The following is a 21,270-nucleotide window of genomic DNA, read 5'->3' on the forward strand; positions in this document are numbered from 1 at the left end:
TACTAGCCTGTCTGAGCGCGCCATCCAGCACATACCTCAAACCTGACTCGACAAATTCTGATTCATTTACGAAATCCAATGATTAAGCAAATCTAAAACTACTCTTCTAAAGGTTAGCATCTGATTTAGCTTACCGAGAATAGTCTAAGCAAATGTCGTACCATTAGCCATTCACTCTATTTCGAAGGGCTTCATCTTATTGTCTCGACGGCCAATTCCTCTTGTTCGCTATCAACTTCCCAGAAAATTAAAACTCTTTTACTCGGCTGCCTCGATGGAATAAACCTTTTTCAAAGTTCTCGGCAAGACAATACCGCGTTTCGCCCGGCCACCCAGCGCCTCCTGCAGCGCTGTCGGCCCGAACTGTTTCTCGTATTTTTCAGTTTTGAGGTTCAGTTTTTCTCCGTCATTAAAGGCAAATACCGCATTCACTTTCTCGCCTTTAGGCAGTTGAATCAGTTTGTTGCCCTTTCCTTTTGCCAGTTCGGGCAACTCTTCCAGCGAGAACACCAACATCCGCGGCTCGGAGGTAACAACGGCAATAAACGCTTTATCTTTCACAGCGGCAGGTGTCAAAACTTCCGCACCCTTCGGCAGGGTAATCACGCCCTTTCCGGACTTATTTTTCGAATACAGATTTTCGAACTCGGTAATAAACCCGTAACCGGCGCTGCTGGCCAGAATAAATTTGTCTTTCGGATTCGCCAATAGAACCTGAGTAAACTGGCTCTCTGCCGGTGGACTCAAACGACCGGTCAACGGCTCCCCGTGCGATCGCGCCGAAGGCAGGCTGTGCGCCGCCAAAGAATAACTACGCCCGGTAGAATCCAGGAAAACCGCCATCTGACGACTCTGTCCCGCAGCCTGACCTCTGAACGCATCCCCGGATTTATATCCCAGACTTTCACCATCAATATCATGCCCCTTGGCCGCACGAACCCAGCCGTTTTCCGAAAGCACAACCGTAACCGCTTCGGACGGTAAGAGATCTTGTTCGCTCATCGCCTGAGCCCCTTTGGCTTCGACCACCGGTGAATTTCGTTCGTCACCGTACTCCTCGGCATCCGCAAGCAATTCTTTTTTCACCAGCGTCTTCAAGCGCGCGGCCGAATTAAGAATTTTCTCCAGTTTGTCACGCTCGGCAGCCAGCTCTTCCTGTTCGGCTTTGATTTTCATCTCTTCCAGACGAGCCAGGTGGCGCAATTTCAATTCCAGAACCGCTTCAGCCTGAATATCGGTCAAACCGAAACGCTCCATCAGAACCGGCTTCGGCTTTTCTTCTTCACGGATAATCCGGATCACTTCATCGATATTCAAAAAGGCGATCAGCATCCCTTCCAGAATATGCAGACGTGCCAAAACCTTATCCAGACGGTATTGCAAACGGCGACGCACGGTCTCTTTGCGGTACACCAGCCATTCATTCAGAATCAATGCAAGATTCTTGACCTGCGGCCGGCCGTCGAGACCGATCACATTGAAATTTCCGCGGTAGCTTTTTTCCAGGTCGGTAGTGGCAAACAGATGCAGCATCGCCGCCTCGACATCCACGCGTTTGGAGCGCATTTCCACCACCAGACGCACCGGATTCTCGTGATCGGATTCATCGCGCAGATCGACCACCATCGGCAATTTTTTGGCGCGCATCTGACTGGCAATCTGCTCCAGCACCTTGGCACCGGAAACCTGATACGGCAAAGCCTCAATAACCACATTGACACCGTCTTCCACCGAGTAGACCGCACGTTGCTTAATGGAACCGTTACCGGTTTCATACAACTTCGCCAGTTCTTCTTCGGTACTGATAATCTGCGCTTTATTCGGGTAGTCCGGAGCCGGAAGAAACTCCATCAATTCACGCGAAGTGGTTTTCGGGTTATCCAGCAGATGAACGCATGCGTTGGCGATTTCACGCAAGTTGTGCGGCGGAATATCGGTCGCCATACCGACAGCAATCCCCGAGGTTCCGTTCAGCAGAACATGCGGCACACGAGCTGGGAGTACTTGCGGCTCATCCATGGTACCGTCGAAATTCGGCGTCCAGTCAACCGTACCCTGGCCAATCTCTTGCAACAGGAGCTGACTGAATTTCGATAGACGCGCCTCGGTATAACGCATAGCGGCAAAAGATTTCGGGTCATCAAGCGACCCCCAGTTTCCCTGACCGTCGACCAGAGGGTAGCGATAGGAGAAGTTCTGTGCCATCAGAACCATCGCTTCGTAGCAGGCCGAGTCGCCGTGCGGGTGGAACTTACCAAGCACGTCACCGACGGTTCTGGCTGATTTCTTGAATTTTGCTGTCGCTTTCAAGCCGAGCTCTGACATTGCATACAAAATGCGACGCTGAACCGGTTTCAGGCCATCACCGATATGCGGTAAAGCGCGATCGAGAATGACATACATTGCATAATCCAGATAGGCCTGTTCGGCAAATTCCGCAACGCTGCGCTGTTCGATTCCATCGTAATTCATTGTGGTCTGATCCACCCGCTAACTCCTTGGATTCAAAAAAGTTAATTTCCGCTAAAAACTATTTCTGCGCCATTTTACCAACTGCGCAGGAAACAAACGACTTTGCCTTTGCACCCAATGCTTTGGTCCCCTCGACAGTACCGCTTTCCGGATACCCCATACTCAACAGCGCCTCCCTGGCCTGCTGTAGAACAGTATCATTCTCCTCAGCCGTTTCAAGGGTTACAATCCCTTCTTCAATCGCCACTTCAACCGACAAAACGCCCTCTATCGCCTGAAGCTTGTTACTGATTGAAGCGGCACAGCCACCGCACTTTATATTCTCGACATCCAACTGATAACGCATCCAATTTCTCCCATTAAACTCTAAGGGATTCCTAGCTTAGCACAGACTCCCGAAAGAACACGCCCTCATAGTGCAAATCCTCCTATCAATCGATAGCGACTCCGTTAAAATAGCCCTAAAAGTTAGTCAACCTTTATGCTCACTACCCACAAATCAAGCGAAGTGCCGTGAACCGTTTTACCAACCACTATCTCGAACTGCCAAGTCATTTCTATCGCCACATCGATCCGGAACCGCTTGTCGATGCGCGACTGGTGCATTACAACCAAACATTGGCGGAGCAGCTGAGAATCCGTCTGGAAAACAGTCAAGTCCTGCAGCTCACCGCCGGGCAAGCAATGGCACCCGGACTGGAACCGCTTGCGCAGAAATACACCGGGCATCAGTTCGGCTATTACAATCCGGATCTGGGCGATGGGCGAGGATTGCTGCTGGGACAGGCGATCGATTCCGAAAACCGTTCTTGGGATCTGCATCTGAAAGGGGCCGGAATCACTCCTTATTCGCGCCGTGGCGACGGTCGGGCCGTATTGCGCTCCGCTGTCCGCGAATATCTGATCGGGGAAGCGCTGCACCATCTGAATATTCCGACAACCCGCTGCCTGAGTCTCTGCCACAGTCCGGAGCCGGTGCGTCGCGAAAAAATCGAAGATCGGGCCAGCTACATCCGGGTTGCCAAAACCCATGTTCGTTTCGGACACTTCGAATGGCTGGCACAAAGAGGCGACCGCAGTGATTTTGAACAAATGGCTAACTATGTCGTTGAAGTCGTGTATCCGGAACTTATTGACGAGCCTCCCGCTAAACGCTACGCCGAACTTTTCCGCACCATCTGCATCCGAACGGCTGAACTGATTGCCAAATGGCAGGCCGCCGGATTCTGCCACGGCGTCATGAACAGCGACAATATGTCAGTCGCCGGAGAGACATTCGACTTCGGACCTTACGCCTTTCTGGACGACTTCAAAATTCATCACATCTGCAACCACTCGGATACCGAAGGCCGTTATGCGTACAGCCAACAACCCAACATCGGCTTGTGGAACTGTCAGGTACTCGGCCAGGCTTTCAGCATGCTGCTTAGCAGCGAACAGATCGAACAGGGCCTGGATGCTTATGTCATTCACTACAATGAGGCTTATCTACATGCCATGGGAAGCAAATTCGGTCTGCCGAATCTGGCGGAAGGAGACAAATACTTTATCGCCGACAGCCTGATTTTAATGGACAAAAGCGACATCGACTTCCACCACTTCTTCCATCATCTAGGTAAGCTGGAGAGCGAGCAGGAACATCAGTGGCTTGATTTCGTCGGCGACAGCAAAGCCTGGCGCGAGTGGCGACAGACCTATTTAAGTCGAACCGAGCAGATAGACAGGGAGCAAAGACGGCAGCAAATTGCTGAACAGACGGCATCTTTTGTTTTACGCAATCATATCGCCCAGGAAATTATCGAATCTTGTGAAGGAGGCGATTACGATCTTCTGTCTGCTGCGATGGCATGGCTGCAAACCCCCTTCTCCCCTCCTGCCGATCTGCGCGAAAACTATGCGCATTTTCTGCAGGCTCCGAGAGAAGAGCAGAAAGGCATTGCCTTAAGCTGTTCATCCTAAACACAAAAAATGGCAAGCTTTTCGCTTGCTACTTCTAATTGAACTGCACGCAACTCGTTTAAAACCGGACGGTCTTATGTTGAAGAATACCCACGATACAGAAAGGCGCTGCTCGCCACGAATCGCCATTAACCTCCCCGTTTCACTGGCGTGCAATGAGCAACTGCTGAAATGCAAACTGATCGACATCTCAATGTGCGGCATCGGGCTTATCAGCAATACGGAACTCCCTGTCTGTACCCCGGCACTCATTCACTTGAAACTGCCGAATGAAGACGGTTTTATCGACATGAAACTGCAAGCGAAGATCACTCGCTGTACTAAAATCCGCGACCAGCATTTGATCGGTTTGCAATTCGTCGATCTGAGCGGCTTTCATGAATACGAGCTCAGCGCTTTTTTTAGTTACCACAGCCGCTTTAGTGCATAATAAGGGCTTACCAGTAGAATCTGGGTCTGATAGTTAAGGGATTGATTATGGATTCAATCAGTGTCAAAACTGATCGTTCAGTTACCCTGATCGGAAAAAACGGTCAGGCAAGCGGTATTTTGGCCGATCTCTCGACAGAAAGCGCTGGCGTCCAATCGCCGCGAGGTGCGCGCATCGGTACCGAACTGGAACTGGTCTTTGAAATCCCGACCGCTGAATACTTCCGGACACTGCGAATCCTAGGCAAAGTAACCCACCGTCACAATAACGCCGACGGCTCCTATCTTAAACTGCATTTTGACCGCATCACCCCAACCCAGCGGCAATATATTATGGAGTTTATCGAATACAAACAGCGCCTTGCCCTAATGGGAAAAAAGAGCCGCGTTCGCAGCTACTGAGCGACGAATTTCCCCGCAGTATTTCCATTTCGCCTCGGCACCTCATCCCGAAATCTGTCAGCAAAACCGAAAATCAAATTGACGCCCCTCAATCTTTTCCCCCAAAGATTCCTAATACAAGCTTATCCATACAGTTTATAATGACTTTTACGTAAAAAGCATTAACCAAGGTAGCCCCCATGCGCGACAATGGACCTGTCACTCAAAAAGAGCACATTCTTCCGCCTGATACAAAAATCGTCTCCCATACCGATCTACAGGGCAATATCATTGCCGCCAACGAAGCCTTTATCGATGCCAGCGGCTACAACTGGAAAGAACTGGTGGGACAGCCGCACAACATTCTGCGTCACCCGGACGTTCCGGCCGAAGTTTTCAAAGACTTCTGGCAAACCATTCAAGCCGGAAAACCTTGGTCTCAAATTGTTAAAAACCGTTGTAAAAACGGCGACCACTACTGGGTTTACGCCAATGCTACGCCGACATTCGAAAACGGCAAAATTACCGGTTATATGTCATTAAGAGTGCCTGCCAGCGATGAAGAAAAACGTCAGGCAACACATGCATATAAAGAGATTGCCGCCGGCCGAATGCAGATTAAAAACGGCATTATTCTTGATGCGGAACATCGTTTAAACCCGCTTCGCCATATCAATACCGCATCACAGGTCATTTTCTTTGCCGTCATGTTATTGTTGAGCGCATCGGTTTCATCGATGATTCCCGCAATTCATGACTGGCTTCCGACATGGCTGTTTGAAGCCTTCGATTTCTTAATGGTTGCAGCAATCATTTTCGTGATGTTTAAACACAATCAGAAACTGACCCTGATCGAAAATCTTCTGACCTCGATCTCCAGCGGTAAATTCGACAATAAAATCGATAGCTTCGGAAAAAACCATGTGCAGCATATATTGGGACGTATCCAGTCAATGCAGGTGAAACTCGGTTCGGATCTTGATCATGCCCGTGCAGCTCTGCTGAAATCGACGCGAATCGAGCAGGCGCTGAAGTCGGCCAATACCAATATCATGGTTGCCGACCGCTTTCGCAATATCATTTTCATCAACGACTCGCTGATGAAAATGCTCAAAACCGCTGAAAAAGATCTACGCAAAACTCTGCCGAACTTCGATACCGAGAATCTGATGTATCAGAGTATCGACATTTTTCATGTCAATCCGCAGCACCAGCAGAACATTCTGGACAACCTTAGCGGAACGCATCATGCGCGCTTCAACATCGGCAAAGTGATTATCGATCTAACCGTTGATCCGATCTACGACAATGACGGTCAGCGAATCGGAACCATTGCCGAATGGAAAAACATGACCGATCAGCTGGAAATCGAGCGCGGCATCGAAAGTCTCATTAACGAGGCGGCTCTCGGTGAACTTGGACACCGTATCGATGTCTCCAAACTGAACGACTTTGAACGCGAACTTTCCGGCTCGGTGAATACACTGCTGGAGAAGTTCTCGGGAACCCTGAACAATGTCACCCAGGTATTGGCCAGAATGAGTCAGGGCGATCTGACCGATCGCATGGATGGCGCTTTTGCAGGCCAGTTGAACTCGATCAAACTGGCGATCAACAATTCGCTAAACAACCTTGAACTGACGCTCGGCAACGTCAAAAGCGGTGCGGAAGAGATCGGCACCATGTCCAAAGAGGTCGCCACCGCCAGCGAAGATCTTTCCGAACGCACCCAGCAACAGGCCGCTTCTCTTGAACAGACCGCCGCCAGTATGGAAGAGATCACCTCTACGACCAAGCACACGGCGGAAAACATGCAGGCTGCAAACGAGATTTCGCATGAAACAGCACGCAATGCCCAAGAAGGCATTGCAGTAATGAAACAGACCATTGAAGCCATGCAGGGTATCAGCGAGCTGAGTCAGAAAATCGGCGAAATCACTTCTGTGATCGACAGCATCGCTTTCCAGACGAACCTTCTGGCCTTGAATGCCGCAGTCGAAGCTGCACGTGCCGGAGAGCACGGTCGTGGTTTCGCCGTGGTAGCCGGAGAGGTTCGCAGTCTGGCTCAGAAATCAGCGGAAGCCGCCAAGGACATTTCCAGCCTGATTAACTCGGCCACAACACAGATTAAAGCCGGAACTGAACAGGTGGAAAACACCAATAGCGTTTTTGCCGACATGGTCGAAAAAATCAACAATCTGGAAACGCTGATCTCGGAAGCATCGCAAACCTCTTTTGAGCAGGCGAAAGGAATTGAACAGGTCAACCAGGCGATGGCCCATCTGGATCAGACGACGCAACAGAACGCGGCGCTGGTGGAACAGCTTTCAGCCACGGCAAACAATATGAGTGAGCAGGCGGAAAATCAGGCAACCTTTATTTCGCGCTTCCAGCTACACCAGCAAAGCGGAATCCGCTCGGCTTTAAGCGCCAAGTTTGCCGAAGCCAAAATGGCGCATAACACCTGGATTATCCGCATAGACAGCTATCTTGCCGGAATGCAGAGTGACATTAATAAAGAGCAGGCTCGTCTGGATAACGTCTGTGCACTGGGCCAATGGATTTATTCAGACGGTCAGAACCTGCTGCATATGCAGGAAATGCAGAACTTGCAGGAGACACACCGTGAATTCCATGCCATGGTCGGACGCATTATGGATGCGAAAGAGATCGGTGATGAAGACACTGCACAACAGCTCAAAGAACAACTGATGACGCTATCGACCGAGATCACTTCTCTTCTGGATGAACTCGACAAAAAAATTGCCGGCTCGGGCACAATCGCTTCCGTGCCTTCACAACCTTCGACAGCGGCAACAACGCCGAAGCGTCTAGCCTCGTCGCAACCCGCACCGAACAAAAGCGATGAATGGAGTGAGTTCTAACGCTCAGACATAAAAAAAGCACCTAAGGGTGTTTTTTTATGTCTAAATTTATCCATCCGGAAGAACTAACGGCAGACCCTCTGGTAAGGCTGCAAAACCGTTTTAAGCCCTTGCAGAGAAAACCGATAGCTCTTTTTTCCGGTATGTCTATGCTCGACCGTCAGCTGAATCGTTTTTCCCTGCTCCAACTCATCCAGCAATCGATGATAAGCTTGCTTCATCAGATCCATTCGTTTCTGCACCTTCGTCGTATCAACCTCGAAGCGCAATCTATTAACAAAACGATCCGCCGTTAAATCGGCTTTAAGAATTGCCTGGAGAGGAACTTCCCCCGGTTTGCCGTCGATCTGATAGGACGCATCCATCAATCGTGGAAACTCACTGATGATCTCATCTTCGAAAAGCAAAATCTGCATGGATGGAAAAGGCGACATGGCCGAACAAGTCACCCCGAAAAACACATCGTTATCGGACTGTTTGGTAAACGCCTCCAAATCCAGAACATCGCCCTGAATATCCGGATAAAGCGTCAAATGGTAATCACCCAGTTGCTTACTGACACTTTCCTGCGCTACGGTATCGGAAATTACAACAAGCCCCAAAAACAAGCTGAAGACTGTTTTTACGACCGCGAATCGACTCACTTTCATATCTTTATGCACCTCTTTTGGCGGTGCATCATAACTGAAAAAAGGCCATAAAACACAATTAACCGTCATAGGTAGAGGCATTTCCATTGCAATAAAAAAACCGGCATAGTCGCAAAAGACTATACCGGTTTTCTTTAAGCATGCGGTATTTAGAGCAGAAACGTCTAAACAGGAAACCGCGACTAAACTTTATTTCTTTTTAACCAGACGGGCATAACTGTCACAGCCTTTCTGGTTTTGATTACCGCAAGACAGGCCATACCATTTTTTCGCTTCATGGCTGTCTTTACGGGCGCCCTTACCGTTTTCGATCAGGAGCCCTAACTTGTATTGCGCATCCGGATTACCCTGCAACGCCGATTTTTTCAGCCAGTTAATCGCCGTAAAAAAGTCCTGTTGGACACCTTCACCTTCAAGGTACATCAGTCCCACATACAATTGAGCACGCGGATACCCCTGATCAGCTGCTTTCTGAAACCAGTTCAACGCCCTTTGCTGATCGACTTTAAGGCCGCGGTTTTCAAGATACATGGTCCCCAAGGCAACCTGAGAATAGACATCCCCCTGATTTGCCGAATCCTCAAACTGCGTCGCGGCTTCCTGATAGTTGCCAGCCATATAGGCATCAAACCCTTTATCAAAATCGGCATAAACCAATGAAGACACCAGCATTGAACAAAATAGCCAGGTAAATTTCAAAGGAGCTTTCATTCTTTTCACCCTATGCAGTTTTAAACCGCAGAATAATTAATGACACGTGTCAGTCTGCGCTGAGCGATCAAAGCTTTATGCTCCTCGGAGCACTCAGGCATCTTTCCATTAAAACTTTTAAAACCGCCCTGCTTAATCTCGGCAATTTTCTGCTTTTGCAGCGCGCTCACTTTCAAAGAGGTCGCTTTTTTCGACAACTTGGCCGAAGCCCCAGCAATCTTGTCAGCGGTCTGCGCCGACATTTTTACAATCTGCTTTTTCGCCGCCCGGATATAACTTGCGACCCTTTGCAAGAATTCAAAATACTCCAGCGGTTCAAACTCGTGACAAACGACGCACTCATCCAATAAACCGGCATGATTTCGATAATGTGGTCGTAGCTTTCTAGAAAGTAGCAGTTTCTGTTCCAAAGCATCCTTAAGAACATAGGGTTCTTTACGGCATCGTTCGACCGCGCGGAAATGCTCGAGCAAAACGAAAGCCGATACGACGACGAAAAGCAGTAGTTCGACAAGCAGAATTAATCCGTTGTTCCATCCGAAGGCGAGACTGATCAGTACCGAAAATAAATAGAGCATGACCAGCGCCCCGGCAATTCCCCACACAAACCAGCTAGTGGCGCGCACAGAACCCTGAAGATAATAGGCCTCGGTGAAGAATTCTTTTCGCAAACCCGACAGAGCCGCCACGGCATCCCGAGTCTGTTCAAGACTCGCAACCACGTTTTCTAGAATTTGTTCATGACTTCTTTTCATCCTTGGCTTCCTCGCTAAGGCTAAATATCTGTCTCCGGACGACGACAGAAAAAAGCTCATATATCAAACACTTGCAAAACCAGCCCATCGAATCTCGCCCTGTTACACAAGGTTTAATTTATGAACCGAATAAGAAAAAGTTATTGACATCATATAAAAACCCCAATATAAAGTAAACATTGTTTACAATAAATAATGTTTACATAGTATAAAATTTCTAACATGACCGCATAAAGTCATGAAAAACAAAAGAAAAATTTGGCAAATTTATTCGTAAAAGTTCGTACAAAAAGGATGCCAAATTTGAACCAGTAATAACGGCAGGCGATTGAAGCCTACCAATGAATCTGCAGGACGACAGCTCAAAATCCCAAAACGGGGTTTCCAAAAAAGGCTAACGGACAGGCCGCTGAAAAAACTAAAGCCATCCGGATCAATTCCGGCTTTTTTAACCTTTTAGACAAGAACTCAGGACAAAAGAGTTCGCCGCTTTATCTCAGGAAATCGATAAAGCTTTGCAACTACAGGGACAGCAATGATAAAGCACCTAGCATCCGTTTTAGTAATGATGCTTTTGAGTACGCATGCCTCGAAAGCAGATAACCAGACCTTTAGTAAACTTCTGACTCAGGTTATTGACGAAATAGAAGGAAAAGACGAAACAGCCAAAGCGATTACGATAAATCGGATCGTCAACCGTTATCAGTATATTGACGATCACCAATTGTATCGTTCAAGAGATTACTGGGCGCAACCAGAAGAGTTTCTGGCAAACCGGGGCGGAGACTGCGAAGACTTTGCCATATTAAAACTGACATTACTGCAACTGATCGGTATCGACTCGACACTGGTCAATTTCAGAAAAAACGGTGAAAATCATGTGGCCGTGGTCGCTATTGCCGATAAAAAACTGGTGCTTCTGGATCTTGAGAATCAGGAGAGCGTTTTGAATAAGCGGAACGTCAAAAACTACCGTTTCTTCCGTTTGAAGGAAGTCTCTGTCCACCAGAATTCTGCATTTAACAACACTCCACAGGTGCGTATTCAAAACGGACTGCCAAGCCTGTAACCAGGCATAAAAAAACCGGTTCTTCTTAAGAAGAACCGGTTTTTTACTATTCAGATTTAAATTTTCAAACCTGACTATACGCTGGCAAGGTCGCCTTTCTGTTCCAGCCAGCTTTTACGGTCCGGACTGCGCTTTTTCGCCAACAGCATATCCATGATTTCCGTCACCGCATTTTCACCATCCAGCTGCAGTTGCACCAATCTGCGACTCTCCGGCAACATCGTGGTTTCACGCAACTGTATCGGGTTCATCTCACCCAAACCTTTGAAGCGCGTTACCTGAACCTTGCCCGGCAACTTCTCGGCAACGATACGATCCAGTACCCCTTGTCGTTCGGCTTCGTCCAGCGCGTAGAATACGCGCTTACCGACATCGATTCGATACAAAGGCGGCATAGCAACATACACATGTCCCTTTTCGACCAACTGCGGAAAATGGCGTACAAACAACGCACAGATCAATGTCGCGATATGCAAACCATCCGAATCGGCATCTGCCAGAATACAGACCTTGCCGTAACGCAGACCGCTCAAATCATCCGAACCGGGGTCCACGCCGATCGCAACCGAAATATCATGAATCTCCTGAGAAGCCAGAACCTGAGCGGACTCAACCTCCCAAGTATTCAAAATTTTGCCGCGCAAAGGCATAATCGCCTGAAAATTTTTATCGCGCGCCTGCTTGGCGGAGCCTCCGGCGGAATCCCCTTCAACCAGAAACAGTTCGGTCCGCGTCAGATCGGTATCCACGCAGTCGGCCAATTTCCCCGGCAAAGCCGGCCCGGAGGTGATTTTTTTACGCACCACTTTTTTGGCTTTGCGCACTCGGCTACTGGCGTTCTGAATAACCATTTCGGCAATTTTTTCGGCCACTTCGGTGTGCTGATTCAGCCATAAACTCAAGGCGTCTTTCACCACTCCGGAAATAAACGGCACACACTCCCGCGAAGAAAGTCGTTCCTTGGTTTGCCCGGCGAACTGCGGTTCTTTGAGTTTGGCCGACAGTACAAACGCCACGTTTAGCCAAGCATCTTCCGGCGTGATCTTAATGCCACGCGGTACCATGTTGCGGAATTCACAAAATTCTCGGATCGCTTCGGTCACACCGGCACGCAAACCGTTTACATGGGTTCCGCCCTGTGGAGTAGGAATCAGATTGACGTAGCTTTCACTGAGCATTTCGCTCGGCTCTTCCAGCCAGGCGACCGCCCAGGAAACTTCTTCATTGTCCGAACGGCTCTCGCCGACAAAACCTTCCTGAGGCAAGCGCTCGCGTCCGTCCAGAGCATCGTTCAAATAGTCTTTCAGTCCGTTCTCATACTGCCAGACCTCTTTCTTTCCGTTCGTCTCATCCACGAACGTTACTTTAAGCCCCGAACAGAGAACCGCTTTGGCTCGCAAAAGATATTGCAGACGACCAATGGCAAATTTCGCCGTATCGAAGAACTGCGCATCCGGCCAGAAACGCACCATCGTTCCGGTATTGCGTTTGCCGACCTTGCCGATCACCTCCAACTTCTGCTGCAGATCACCATTCGCAAAGGTGATCTGATGCAGCTTGGCATCGCGCCGAATCTGCACTTCGACTTTGGTCGAAAGCGCATTCACTACGGAGATACCGACCCCGTGCAAACCACCTGAGAAATTATAGGATTTGTTGGAGAATTTCCCCCCGGCGTGCAGGCGGGTCATAATGACCTCGACACCGGGCACCCCTTCTTCCGGATGCACGTCCACCGGCATGCCTCGACCATTGTCGAGCACGCTCATGGAGCCATCGGCATGATGGGTAATGGTGATTTCCGAAGCATGTCCGGCGAGCGCTTCATCGACGCTGTTATCGATGACTTCCTGAGCCAGATGGTTCGGGCGGGTGGTATCGGTGTACATCCCCGGACGTTTGCGGACGGGTTCCAGTCCGGTTAAGACTTCAATTTCGGCAGCATTATAGTTTTCGGCCAAGCTCAAACTCCTGATGATAGAATGACGCAAATTCAAAAATTGGCATAACGCCGATAATACCATATTCTGCCGGCCAACCGACAGAAGCGCGGCAATAACCCATACAGGATCAGGTTTTAGGAATACATATGAGTCAGATTCAACTGGAGAGCAGCTGGCTGTCCCATCTTGAAACGGAATTTTCGCAACCTTATATGCTGCAGCTTAAAAGCTTTCTGCAGCAGGAAAAGGACGAAGGTAAACAGATTCTGCCGCGCGGTAATCTGTGGTTTAACGCCCTGAACTCCACCCCTTTGAATAATGTGAAAGTAGTCATTATCGGCCAGGACCCTTACCCTACGCCGGGACATGCACACGGCTTGTGCTTTTCGGTGCAACCGGAGGTTTCCCCTCTGCCGAAATCGCTGGTTAATATCAATCAGGAACTATGGGATGACCTCGGGGTCGACAACCGGCATAACGGCAATCTCCAGCCTTGGGCCGACCAGGGCGTTCTGCTTCTTAACGCCGTGCTGACGGTGGAAGCGCGCAACAGTAACTCGCACCAGGGAAAAGGCTGGGAAGTCTTTACCGACAGAGTCATCGAACTGGTCGACCAATACTGCGATCATTGCGTGTTCATCCTATGGGGAAGCTACGCGCAGAAAAAAGGCGCGAAAATCGACACATCGCGCCATCTGGTCATCAAAAGCCCGCACCCATCGCCCTTGTCGGCCTATCGCGGTTTTTTCGGCAGCCGGCCGTTTTCCCGGGCCAATGCCTATCTTGAAGAGCACGGCAAAACGCCGATTAATTGGCAACTGCCTCAACTTCCTGAAGCTTCTCAAATCCCGCAGTAAGCAGAATCTCGATACGCCGGTTCAACTCTTTACCGGCTTCATTGCCATTATCTGCAACCGGATGGTATTCGCTATAGCCGGAGATCGAAAACAGATCGGCCGGCAGCTGCGAAACCTTGAAGAGTTCACCCATCACCGTCTGCGCACGCATCGCACTCAAGAACCAGTTATTTCGCAAAGGGGATGTCGGCAGAATCGGATCATTATCCGTATGCCCCTCTATGACAATTTCCGCTTTCCATTGCATCCCCTGTTCCAGGGCGTAATTAATGACCTTCGCTTCCTGCGGCAAATTTTGCAGATTAAACAAACGATTTTCCCTTAACAAACTTCCCAGATATTGCAGTTCACCCAACAGTTGCTGCGAAGGATAATAGTCTGCGCTGTTGAAAGCGGCCGAACTCTGCACTGCAAACAGAATGCCCTGCGGGGTCTGGGTAACCGAAATCACCTGCAACCCCTGGTTCTTGATCTCCTCAGCAAACGACTGGTAAGCGATTGTGATCTGCTGATCAGTCCAGCTCTGCAACTTACTGACCTGAGCATTGTTCAATGCAATCACCATAATAAAAAAGGTAATCAGCAAAGTAATGACATCCCCGAAAGCCAACAGCCAGGAACTGCGCGCTCTTCTGTCCGCGGTCACATTCATCGCTCACCCCCGTCACCCTCTACGGAAGCTCTCTGCGTCGATTTAAGCTGTAACTTCGGAAGCAGATAAATTTCGACACGGCGATTTTCCGCTGAATAAGCGTCTTCAACCAGCGGATGAAAACTGCCGTAGCCGGCAATCGTGAAATAGCGTTTCGGCAAGCGGCTGTAGAGGCGCAGAAAATCCATCACGGCATAAGCCCGGTAACTGCTGAGTTCAACATTGTCCTTGAATCGCGATCCGGGATGCAAAGGGTGCGCATCCGTATGCCCTTCAATACGGACAAAAAATTCCACCTGCATACCGGAGCGTTGCAAATTATCGACCCAGCGCTGGTAGTAAAGAGAGGATTGCGGCAGATCAATTCGTGAAATCAGATTCGCTATCTGCCGCAGATAAGGCGTCTGCTGGGGATTGATGTTAGCCTGAGCGGAGTCGAACAGATTTTTATCTTTCAGCAACTGATAGTCCAGACTGAGTTTAACGCCCTTGGTCAGCGTGTTTTCCACCTTCAGCCAGTCCAGCTGCTCCTGTTCTTTAATCGAAAGCGATTTCTGATACAGATCCGCGACGATATTCTGATAAGCGCGCTTTGGAGGAACCGTTTCCAGCTGAACACGGGTCAGAATAAACAGAAAAATCGCCAGCAAAGAGGTGAACAACCCGATGTACACCAGAAGCCAGACCGGCACTGAACGGATCGGATTGCGGTCTCTCAGCAGAGTTCCGTTGCGGTTTGAGCGGCTGATAATCGTTAACATGGACAACTCCCCCGTTACGGCGGTCTACGCCATCTCGCCGAGGCGCTGCTGGGTTTTCTCGTGAACGAAAGACTTCAATTGTTCTTTAATCAGCAGCGGCGACTCCTGCGCTTTCATGGCAACCACGGCATGGATGATCATTTCGTTGCGCAGCAATTCCTGCTCGCCCAAAACTTTCAATTTCCCGGCAATCGGCAGAAACAGCAGGTTAGCCAGAAGCACACCGTAAAAAGTAGTCACCAACGCCAACCCCATACCATGCAGCAAACCGGAAAGCATGTCGTTACTTTGCGCAGCGACCAGCGAATACATATCGGCGTTAATCTGCGTTGTCATCATGACAATCAACCCCATGACCGTTCCCATCATCCCGAAGGCAGGCGAATAAGACGCCATGTTGATAAAGACTTCCTGAGAATTAAGATCCTGAAGGCGATTGGTCATCAGGCGTGTCTGCAAACTGCTGCGCAGTTTTTCCGCATCCTGATACAGCAACATCTCGTTCAGCGAATGACGGAAAAATTTATCCTCCACATCGGTCAACTGATTTTCGATTGCCAGAGGCCCTTTGCGTTTCGCCAGAGTCGCCAGATCGAAAATTTCGGTAATCAGCTCTTCATCCGAACGGGATTCAGTAGCGAAGACTTTATAAATCCCGGGGAAAATCGACACAACCTGATTCAGCGGATAGTTAATCAGGGCGGCGGCAAAGGTTCCGCCTAAGACAAGGAGCAGCGCCTGCCAGTTCAAAAAGGCGCTGATAAAACTCTGTTGCTGGTAATCGAACATGGTTGACGCAAGCAGCACAACCCCCAAAAGAATACCTAAAAAACTGGCAAGACGACTCATCTAAAGTCCCTCTCTACTTTTCTGGCCCTCCTTCGGACAAGGAGGACTCGTCAAAATGCGTTTGATACCAATCGGCTATCATCTGATTCAATTCGGCAGTGGATAGGTCGCTGACATCATCCAGACGTTTAATATAAACGTCAATCGTACCCGGTTTTTTAATAAAACCGTTTTTCGGCCAGAACTTTCCAGCATTATGCATCACCAGATAGATCGGCACCTGAGCCTGCTTGGCAAGCATTGAGCCGCCGATATTGATTTTACCCAGTTCATTCGGCGGCATACGGGTTCCTTCCGGAAAAATGACCACCCAATTACCGCCATCCAAACGCTGCTGACCTTCGGTCAAAATCTGCTTCAGCGCCTTGCGCCCCGCTCCACGGTCAATCGCGATCGGGTGCAACAAAGCCATTCCCCAACCGAAGAACGGAATTTTCAGCAACTCCTGCTTCAAAACATACGCCTGACGCGGGAAGATTGTCTGAAATTTCAATGTCTCCCAAGCCGATTCATGTCTAGCAAGGATTAAGCCAGGTTTTTCATGATCGACCTGATCCAAACCGTGAACCCGCGAGCGGATTCCACAGGTCATACGCAGCCACCAAAGACAGAAATAAGCCCATTGAGACATGACCCCATAGCGCACTCTATAAGAGAACGGACGGGTAAACTGCCCAATGAGCGAGAAAAAAACCAAAGAAATCATCTGCCCTATGGCAAATAGCGTTGATCGTACAAACCAGATCAGCTTCACAAATTTTCCTCCGCTAAAAGATGGCGCACCAACGCCAATAAGTTGACATGCACCGGAATCGACTGCAGCAAGGGATCCTGTGTAGATAGTGTTCGTTCGCCCTTACCGCTTCGAACCAGATGGGGCCGCATCCCCTGCCGTAAAGCAGCCTTAATATCGCCGAGCGTATCGCCGACCATCGGAGCGCCCTGCAAAGAGCAACCTAAGGCTTTCTCGATCGACTGTAACATACCGGTTCCCGGCTTACGAGCCGGAGATCCATCCTCGCCAAGATAAGGGGCAAAACTGATCCAGTCAACCGAGTAGGGTGCCAGCAAACGCTGCATTTTCTGATGCATTGCACTCAAAGTCGCACGATCGTAATAACCGCGTTTGATACCGGACTGGTTAGTCGCAACCGCGACTTTCCACCCGGCCTCTTTAAGCATGCGGATCGCCTCCAGACTTCCTTCGACCGGCCCCCACTCGTCAGCCGATTTGATAAAGGCGTCCGAATCTTCGTTAATTACGCCGTCGCGATCGAGAACAATGACTTTTGTCATAAGAACAATGCTTCACAGTGCCTTCAAAACAAAAAGTCCCGCCAAATGCGGGACTTCGCCAGACCTAACGTCTTAATTACAGGCGCGAAATATCCGCAACCTGCATAAACAACTGATAGATCTGATTCAACAACGCCAAACGGTTGTTACGAACCGCTGCATCGTCAGCCATCACCATGACGCTATCGAAGAAGCTATCAACTTCTTCGCGAATGGTCGCCAGCTGCTCCATCGCCGCAATGTAATCTTTGGCGGCAATCAAATTGCTTACCGATTCACGCAACTGATCCAACTTGGCGAACAGCGCGCTTTCAGCATCGTCTGCAAACAGTCCGGTATCGACCGTTTCCGCAATCTCGCCCTCGACTTTTTTCAGCAGGTTGGCAATACGCTTGTTGGCCGCACTCAAACTTTCCGCTCCGTCAATCTGTGCAAACGCCTTGACGGCATCAATACGTTTGGCGAAATCCAAAGGATGCGTCGGGGCACAAGAACGAACTGCTTCAAACTGTTCGGCAGTAACACCCTGATCGGCAAAATAGGCTTTCAGACGGCTGACAATAAAGTCATAGATATCGGCAACCAATTCGTCTTCGGCATTCACCTGAGGATGCAAATCAAGCGCGAAACGGATCATCAGCATCAGATCCAGATCCAACTCTTTTTCGATAATGATACGCAACATACCCAGAGCCGAACGGCGCAGAGCAAACGGATCCTTGTCACCGCTCGGTACCTGACCGATGCCGTAAATACCGGTAATGGTATCCAGTTTATCGGCAATCGCCAGCGCCTGCGCAACAGCGGAGTTCGGCAGCTCATCACCGGCAAAACGCGGCTGATATTGCGCATCCAGAGCGTCGGCCACCAGCTGATCTTCTTTCTGCTCCATGGCGTAGTAACGCCCCATAATCCCTTGCAGTTCTGGGAACTCGCCGACCATTTCCGACATCAGGTCACATTTCGACAGACGCGCAGCGCGCTCAAGAATCTGTGATTCGGCACCCAGCGGCTTGCCAACTTTAACGGTTAGCGTTTCCAGACGCTCAACCTTGTCAAACAGGGTTCCAAGCTGCTGCTGGAAGACGACTGTTTTCAAGCGCGGCAGGAAATCGTCCAACGGCTGCTTGCGATCCTGATCCCAGAAGAATTTCGCATCCGACAGACGCGGGCGAATCACGCGCTCGTTACCCGATTTCACCGAAGCCGGATTCGAGCTTTCGATATTCGAAATGGTGATGAACTTCGCCATCAGTTTGCCGTCGGCATCCAGCATATGGAAATATTTCTGGTGCCCTTTCATGGCTGAAACCAAGGCTTCCGAAGGCACGCTCAGGAAAACCTCGTCAAAATCGCCGACAATCGCCTGCGGCCATTCATTCAGAGCGGTAACTTCTTCCAGAAGATCTTCGTCGATCTGCGCAATTCCGCCTTCAGCTTTCGCCGCCGCTTCGACCTGCGTACGAATCATATCGGCACGCGTATCGAAGTCCGCTTGAACATAGCCTTGAGTACACAGAGTATTGATGTAATCTGCCGGTTTGGCAATCTCGATCGCCTGCGGCGCATGGAAACGGTGGCCGCGAGTGACGTTACTGGTCTGGTGGCCGAGAATGGTAGCCGGAACGACCTGATCATCCATCAGCATCAACGCCCAATGCACCGGACGCACGAATTCCACATCCGAAGCCCCCCAGCGCATACGTTTCGGAATCGGCAACTTGGCCAGCGACTGATTGACGATTTCAGGAAGCAACTCGGCCGCATTCTGCCCTTTCTGCTCCTGCATAAACGCCATCCAGACACCTTTATCGGTATCAATCTCGACCAGATCGGAAACCTCCGCACCGCAGCCGCGGGCAAATCCCTGCAACGCTTTGGTCGGATTACCGTCAGCATCAAATGCCGCTTTTTTCGCCGGTCCTTTCTTCTCAACGGTTTTATCGTCCTGCTTGGCCTGCAATTCCTGAATACGAACCGCCAAACGACGTGGAGACGCGTAAAGAGAGACTGCACCATAGCTCAGTTCCGCATCGGTCAGACCGGCTTCGATGCCTGTGCCAAAAGCCTGGCTCAGTTTTTTCAACGCCTTCGGAGGCAACTCTTCGGTTCCAATTTCTACTAGAAAATCGACAGTCTGAGTCATTATTTTGCCTCCCCTTGTGAATCTTTAACTAATGGGAAGCCTAAAGCTTCACGTCCTTCATAATATGCTTCGGCGATCTGACGCGCCATGGTGCGCACTCGACCGATAAAACGGGCACGCTCGGTGACCGAAATAGCGTGACGGGCATCCAACATGTTGAAAGCGTGCGACGCTTTCAAAACTTGCTCGTAAGCCGGTAAAGGAAGCTTGTCTTCAACCAGCTTGGCAAATATCTCTTCACATTCGTCGAAAGTACGGAACAGTTTTTCGGTGTCCGCCTTTTCAAAGTTATAGGCCGACATCTCCACTTCGTTCTGGTGGAAGACATCACCGTAAGTGACTTTTCCGCCCGGCCCGTCAACCCAAGTCAGGTCGTAAACCGAATTCACGCCCTGAAGATACATGGCGATACGCTCAAGACCGTATGTAATCTCACCGGTTACCGGACGGCACTCCAGACCACCGACCTGCTGGAAGTAGGTGAACTGGGTAACTTCCATACCGTTCATCCACACTTCCCAACCCAAACCCCAGGCACCCAGCGTAGGTGATTCCCAGTTATCTTCAACGAAACGGATATCGTGCTCCAATGGATCGATTCCCAGACGTTTCAGGGACTCCAGATACAACTCCTGAATATTATCCGGCGACGGTTTTAACATCACCTGGAACTGGTAGTAATGCTGTAGACGGTTCGGGTTTTCGCCATAACGACCATCGGTTGGGCGACGGCAAGGCTGAACGTAAGCAGCGCGCCAAGGCTCCGGGCCGATCGAACGCAGGAAAGTCGAAGGGTGAAAAGTCCCCGCGCCCATTTCGTTGTCATAGGGTTGCATGACGACGCATCCCTGTTCCGCCCAGAACGCTTGAAGGGTTTGAATCAGACCTTGAAAGGTACGAATATCTGTTGCTGCTTGTGCCGACACAGGATTAAACCTCTTGATAAATTTTGTACAATGCTTGCATCGCCCGCCCTTTTGAGTGGAAAGAATTCAGGCCGACGATAAAATTTTAAAAATTGGCTGATTATAGCGCATTATCGAATAGGGTTTAACTCTAAGGAGAAAAAGTGAGTACAGAGATAATAGATGCCAAAGGGCTTAAATGCCCGATGCCGGTCATTAAACTGCAACAAGCGGTGCGAAAATCCCAAAACGGGGATGAGCTGAGCATCGCTTGCACCGACCTCGGAGCGGAAAAAGATATCGCCAGCTGGGCTAAAGTCAATAAACACCAGCTTCTGACGGTCGAAAAAACCGATTACGGCCTGCTTATCTCAATCAAAGTGGATGCCCTGAAATAGCGTAATAAATAGAAGCCATCAAGCAATAACTATTATCTATAAAAAACAATAAAACGCTCACCATTTCATATTGAAGATGATTTGACTATAATCAATAGATAAATAACGGTTTTTGTGCACAACCGTTAACCGGAAACGAGAGAGAGTCCTTC

19 protein-coding genes and 3 pseudogenes are annotated in these 21,270 nt (G+C 49.7%); 9 read left to right on the forward strand and 13 right to left on the reverse strand.

Features of this window, described 5'->3' with window-relative positions:
• Positions 1-258 precede the first annotated feature (258 nt).
• Both parC and J3999_RS01435 read right to left on the reverse strand, forming a co-directional pair.
• Positions 259-2,472, reverse strand: a complete 2,214-nt coding sequence (gene parC / locus J3999_RS01430) for a DNA topoisomerase IV subunit A (protein WP_208126484.1) — start codon at positions 2,470-2,472, stop codon at positions 259-261.
• Between the two features lie 58 nt (positions 2,473-2,530).
• Positions 2,531-2,818 carry a heavy-metal-associated domain-containing protein gene (locus J3999_RS01435; protein ID WP_173286237.1) on the reverse strand — a complete coding sequence of 96 codons (288 nt, stop codon included), beginning with the start codon at positions 2,816-2,818 and terminating at the stop codon, positions 2,531-2,533.
• Between the two features lie 167 nt (positions 2,819-2,985).
• Between J3999_RS01435 and J3999_RS01440 the strand changes: the two genes are divergently transcribed.
• From J3999_RS01440 to J3999_RS12025, 6 genes and pseudogenes are all read left to right on the forward strand, one after another.
• Positions 2,986-4,431 carry a protein adenylyltransferase SelO family protein gene (locus tag J3999_RS01440; protein WP_208126194.1) on the forward strand — a complete coding sequence of 482 codons (1,446 nt, stop codon included), beginning with the start codon at positions 2,986-2,988 and terminating at the stop codon, positions 4,429-4,431.
• Between the two features lie 76 nt (positions 4,432-4,507).
• Complete coding sequence (locus J3999_RS01445; RefSeq protein ID WP_208126196.1) at positions 4,508-4,861, forward strand: PilZ domain-containing protein; 354 nt, start codon at positions 4,508-4,510, stop codon at positions 4,859-4,861.
• Between the two features lie 47 nt (positions 4,862-4,908).
• Positions 4,909-5,262: a PilZ domain-containing protein gene (locus J3999_RS01450; RefSeq protein WP_208126198.1), complete on the forward strand. Its 354-nt coding sequence runs from the start codon at positions 4,909-4,911 to the stop codon at positions 5,260-5,262.
• Between the two features lie 179 nt (positions 5,263-5,441).
• A pseudogene (locus J3999_RS12015) lies at positions 5,442-6,398 on the forward strand (PAS domain-containing protein); the annotation flags it as partial.
• A 192-nt stretch (positions 6,399-6,590) separates the two neighbouring features.
• Positions 6,591-7,640: pseudogene (locus tag J3999_RS12020) on the forward strand (methyl-accepting chemotaxis protein); the annotation flags it as partial.
• A gap of 69 nt (positions 7,641-7,709) precedes the next feature.
• Positions 7,710-8,126 (forward strand): annotated as a pseudogene (locus tag J3999_RS12025) (CZB domain-containing protein); the annotation flags it as partial.
• A 65-nt stretch (positions 8,127-8,191) separates the two neighbouring features.
• Here the strand turns inward: J3999_RS12025 and J3999_RS01460 are convergent.
• From J3999_RS01460 to J3999_RS01470, 3 genes are all read right to left on the reverse strand, one after another.
• Complete coding sequence (locus tag J3999_RS01460; protein ID WP_208126201.1) at positions 8,192-8,776, reverse strand: hypothetical protein; 585 nt, start codon at positions 8,774-8,776, stop codon at positions 8,192-8,194.
• Between the two features lie 189 nt (positions 8,777-8,965).
• Positions 8,966-9,487, reverse strand: coding sequence for a tetratricopeptide repeat protein (locus tag J3999_RS01465; protein ID WP_208126202.1), 522 nt, complete (start codon positions 9,485-9,487; stop codon positions 8,966-8,968).
• 20 nt (positions 9,488-9,507) lie between these two features.
• Complete coding sequence (locus tag J3999_RS01470; RefSeq protein ID WP_208126203.1) at positions 9,508-10,242, reverse strand: hypothetical protein; 735 nt, start codon at positions 10,240-10,242, stop codon at positions 9,508-9,510.
• 535 nt (positions 10,243-10,777) lie between these two features.
• Between J3999_RS01470 and J3999_RS01475 the strand changes: the two genes are divergently transcribed.
• A complete protein-coding gene (locus J3999_RS01475; protein WP_208126204.1) occupies positions 10,778-11,311 on the forward strand; it encodes a transglutaminase-like cysteine peptidase in 534 nt (177 codons plus the stop codon).
• 74 nt (positions 11,312-11,385) lie between these two features.
• On the opposite strand, the gene parE is transcribed toward J3999_RS01475, so the two are convergent.
• Positions 11,386-13,272: a DNA topoisomerase IV subunit B gene (gene parE / locus J3999_RS01480; protein ID WP_208126205.1), complete on the reverse strand. Its 1,887-nt coding sequence runs from the start codon at positions 13,270-13,272 to the stop codon at positions 11,386-11,388.
• 128 nt (positions 13,273-13,400) lie between these two features.
• Here parE and ung point away from each other — a divergent pair, with 128 nt between their 5' ends.
• The gene (ung, locus tag J3999_RS01485; RefSeq protein ID WP_208126206.1) at positions 13,401-14,111 is read left to right on the forward strand and encodes a uracil-DNA glycosylase; all 711 of its coding nucleotides are present in this window, start codon (positions 13,401-13,403) and stop codon (positions 14,109-14,111) included.
• Here the strand turns inward: ung and J3999_RS01490 are convergent.
• From J3999_RS01490 to glyQ, 7 genes are all read right to left on the reverse strand, one after another.
• A complete protein-coding gene (locus J3999_RS01490; protein ID WP_208126207.1) occupies positions 14,062-14,763 on the reverse strand; it encodes an OmpA family protein in 702 nt (233 codons plus the stop codon). The genes ung and J3999_RS01490 overlap by 50 nt on opposite strands.
• The gene (locus tag J3999_RS01495; RefSeq protein ID WP_173286261.1) at positions 14,760-15,524 is read right to left on the reverse strand and encodes an OmpA family protein; all 765 of its coding nucleotides are present in this window, start codon (positions 15,522-15,524) and stop codon (positions 14,760-14,762) included. The genes J3999_RS01490 and J3999_RS01495 overlap by 4 nt, the downstream gene beginning before the upstream one ends.
• A gap of 24 nt (positions 15,525-15,548) precedes the next feature.
• Positions 15,549-16,373 (reverse strand): motility protein A, encoded by an 825-nt coding sequence (locus J3999_RS01500; protein WP_173286263.1) that lies wholly within the window; start codon positions 16,371-16,373, stop codon positions 15,549-15,551.
• 13 nt (positions 16,374-16,386) lie between these two features.
• Positions 16,387-17,127 (reverse strand): lysophospholipid acyltransferase family protein, encoded by a 741-nt coding sequence (locus tag J3999_RS01505; RefSeq protein ID WP_208126209.1) that lies wholly within the window; start codon positions 17,125-17,127, stop codon positions 16,387-16,389.
• Positions 17,124-17,669: a D-glycero-beta-D-manno-heptose 1,7-bisphosphate 7-phosphatase gene (gene gmhB / locus J3999_RS01510; protein ID WP_208126211.1), complete on the reverse strand. Its 546-nt coding sequence runs from the start codon at positions 17,667-17,669 to the stop codon at positions 17,124-17,126. The genes J3999_RS01505 and gmhB overlap by 4 nt, the downstream gene beginning before the upstream one ends.
• A 76-nt stretch (positions 17,670-17,745) precedes the next feature.
• Complete coding sequence (gene glyS / locus J3999_RS01515; protein WP_208126213.1) at positions 17,746-19,815, reverse strand: glycine--tRNA ligase subunit beta; 2,070 nt, start codon at positions 19,813-19,815, stop codon at positions 17,746-17,748.
• Positions 19,815-20,741 carry a glycine--tRNA ligase subunit alpha gene (gene glyQ / locus J3999_RS01520; RefSeq protein WP_173286267.1) on the reverse strand — a complete coding sequence of 309 codons (927 nt, stop codon included), beginning with the start codon at positions 20,739-20,741 and terminating at the stop codon, positions 19,815-19,817. Before glyQ ends, glyS begins: the two co-directional genes overlap by 1 nt.
• Positions 20,742-20,884: 143 nt before the next feature.
• On the opposite strand from glyQ, the gene J3999_RS01525 reads away from it, so the two are divergent.
• Positions 20,885-21,118: a sulfurtransferase TusA family protein gene (locus J3999_RS01525; protein WP_371811829.1), complete on the forward strand. Its 234-nt coding sequence runs from the start codon at positions 20,885-20,887 to the stop codon at positions 21,116-21,118.
• Positions 21,119-21,270 lie beyond the last annotated feature (152 nt).

Origin of the sequence: Thiomicrorhabdus sp. 6S3-12 (genome assembly GCF_017571475.1) — a bacterium.
Classification (GTDB): Bacteria; Pseudomonadota; Gammaproteobacteria; order Thiomicrospirales; family Thiomicrospiraceae; genus Thiomicrorhabdus.

Bases quoted from the DNA above. Each gene is read 5' to 3' on its own strand.
- glyS (WP_208126213.1), bottom strand. From the start codon at position 19,815: ATGACTCAGACTGTCGATTTTCTAGTAGAAATTGGAACCGAAGAGTTG.
- J3999_RS01465 (WP_208126202.1), bottom strand. From the start codon at position 9,487: ATGAAAGCTCCTTTGAAATTTACCTGGCTATTTTGTTCAATGCTGGTG.
- parC (WP_208126484.1), bottom strand. From the start codon at position 2,472: ATGAATTACGATGGAATCGAACAGCGCAGCGTTGCGGAATTTGCCGAA.
- J3999_RS01450 (WP_208126198.1), top strand. From the start codon at position 4,909: ATGGATTCAATCAGTGTCAAAACTGATCGTTCAGTTACCCTGATCGGA.
- J3999_RS01475 (WP_208126204.1), top strand. From the start codon at position 10,778: ATGATAAAGCACCTAGCATCCGTTTTAGTAATGATGCTTTTGAGTACG.
- J3999_RS01470 (WP_208126203.1), bottom strand. From the start codon at position 10,242: ATGAAAAGAAGTCATGAACAAATTCTAGAAAACGTGGTTGCGAGTCTT.
- J3999_RS01445 (WP_208126196.1), top strand. From the start codon at position 4,508: ATGTTGAAGAATACCCACGATACAGAAAGGCGCTGCTCGCCACGAATC.
- ung (WP_208126206.1), top strand. From the start codon at position 13,401: ATGAGTCAGATTCAACTGGAGAGCAGCTGGCTGTCCCATCTTGAAACG.
- J3999_RS01490 (WP_208126207.1), bottom strand. From the start codon at position 14,763: ATGAATGTGACCGCGGACAGAAGAGCGCGCAGTTCCTGGCTGTTGGCT.
- J3999_RS01435 (WP_173286237.1), bottom strand. From the start codon at position 2,818: ATGCGTTATCAGTTGGATGTCGAGAATATAAAGTGCGGTGGCTGTGCC.
- gmhB (WP_208126211.1), bottom strand. From the start codon at position 17,669: ATGACAAAAGTCATTGTTCTCGATCGCGACGGCGTAATTAACGAAGAT.
- J3999_RS01500 (WP_173286263.1), bottom strand. From the start codon at position 16,373: ATGAGTCGTCTTGCCAGTTTTTTAGGTATTCTTTTGGGGGTTGTGCTG.
- J3999_RS01495 (WP_173286261.1), bottom strand. From the start codon at position 15,524: ATGTTAACGATTATCAGCCGCTCAAACCGCAACGGAACTCTGCTGAGA.
- J3999_RS01460 (WP_208126201.1), bottom strand. From the start codon at position 8,776: ATGAAAGTGAGTCGATTCGCGGTCGTAAAAACAGTCTTCAGCTTGTTT.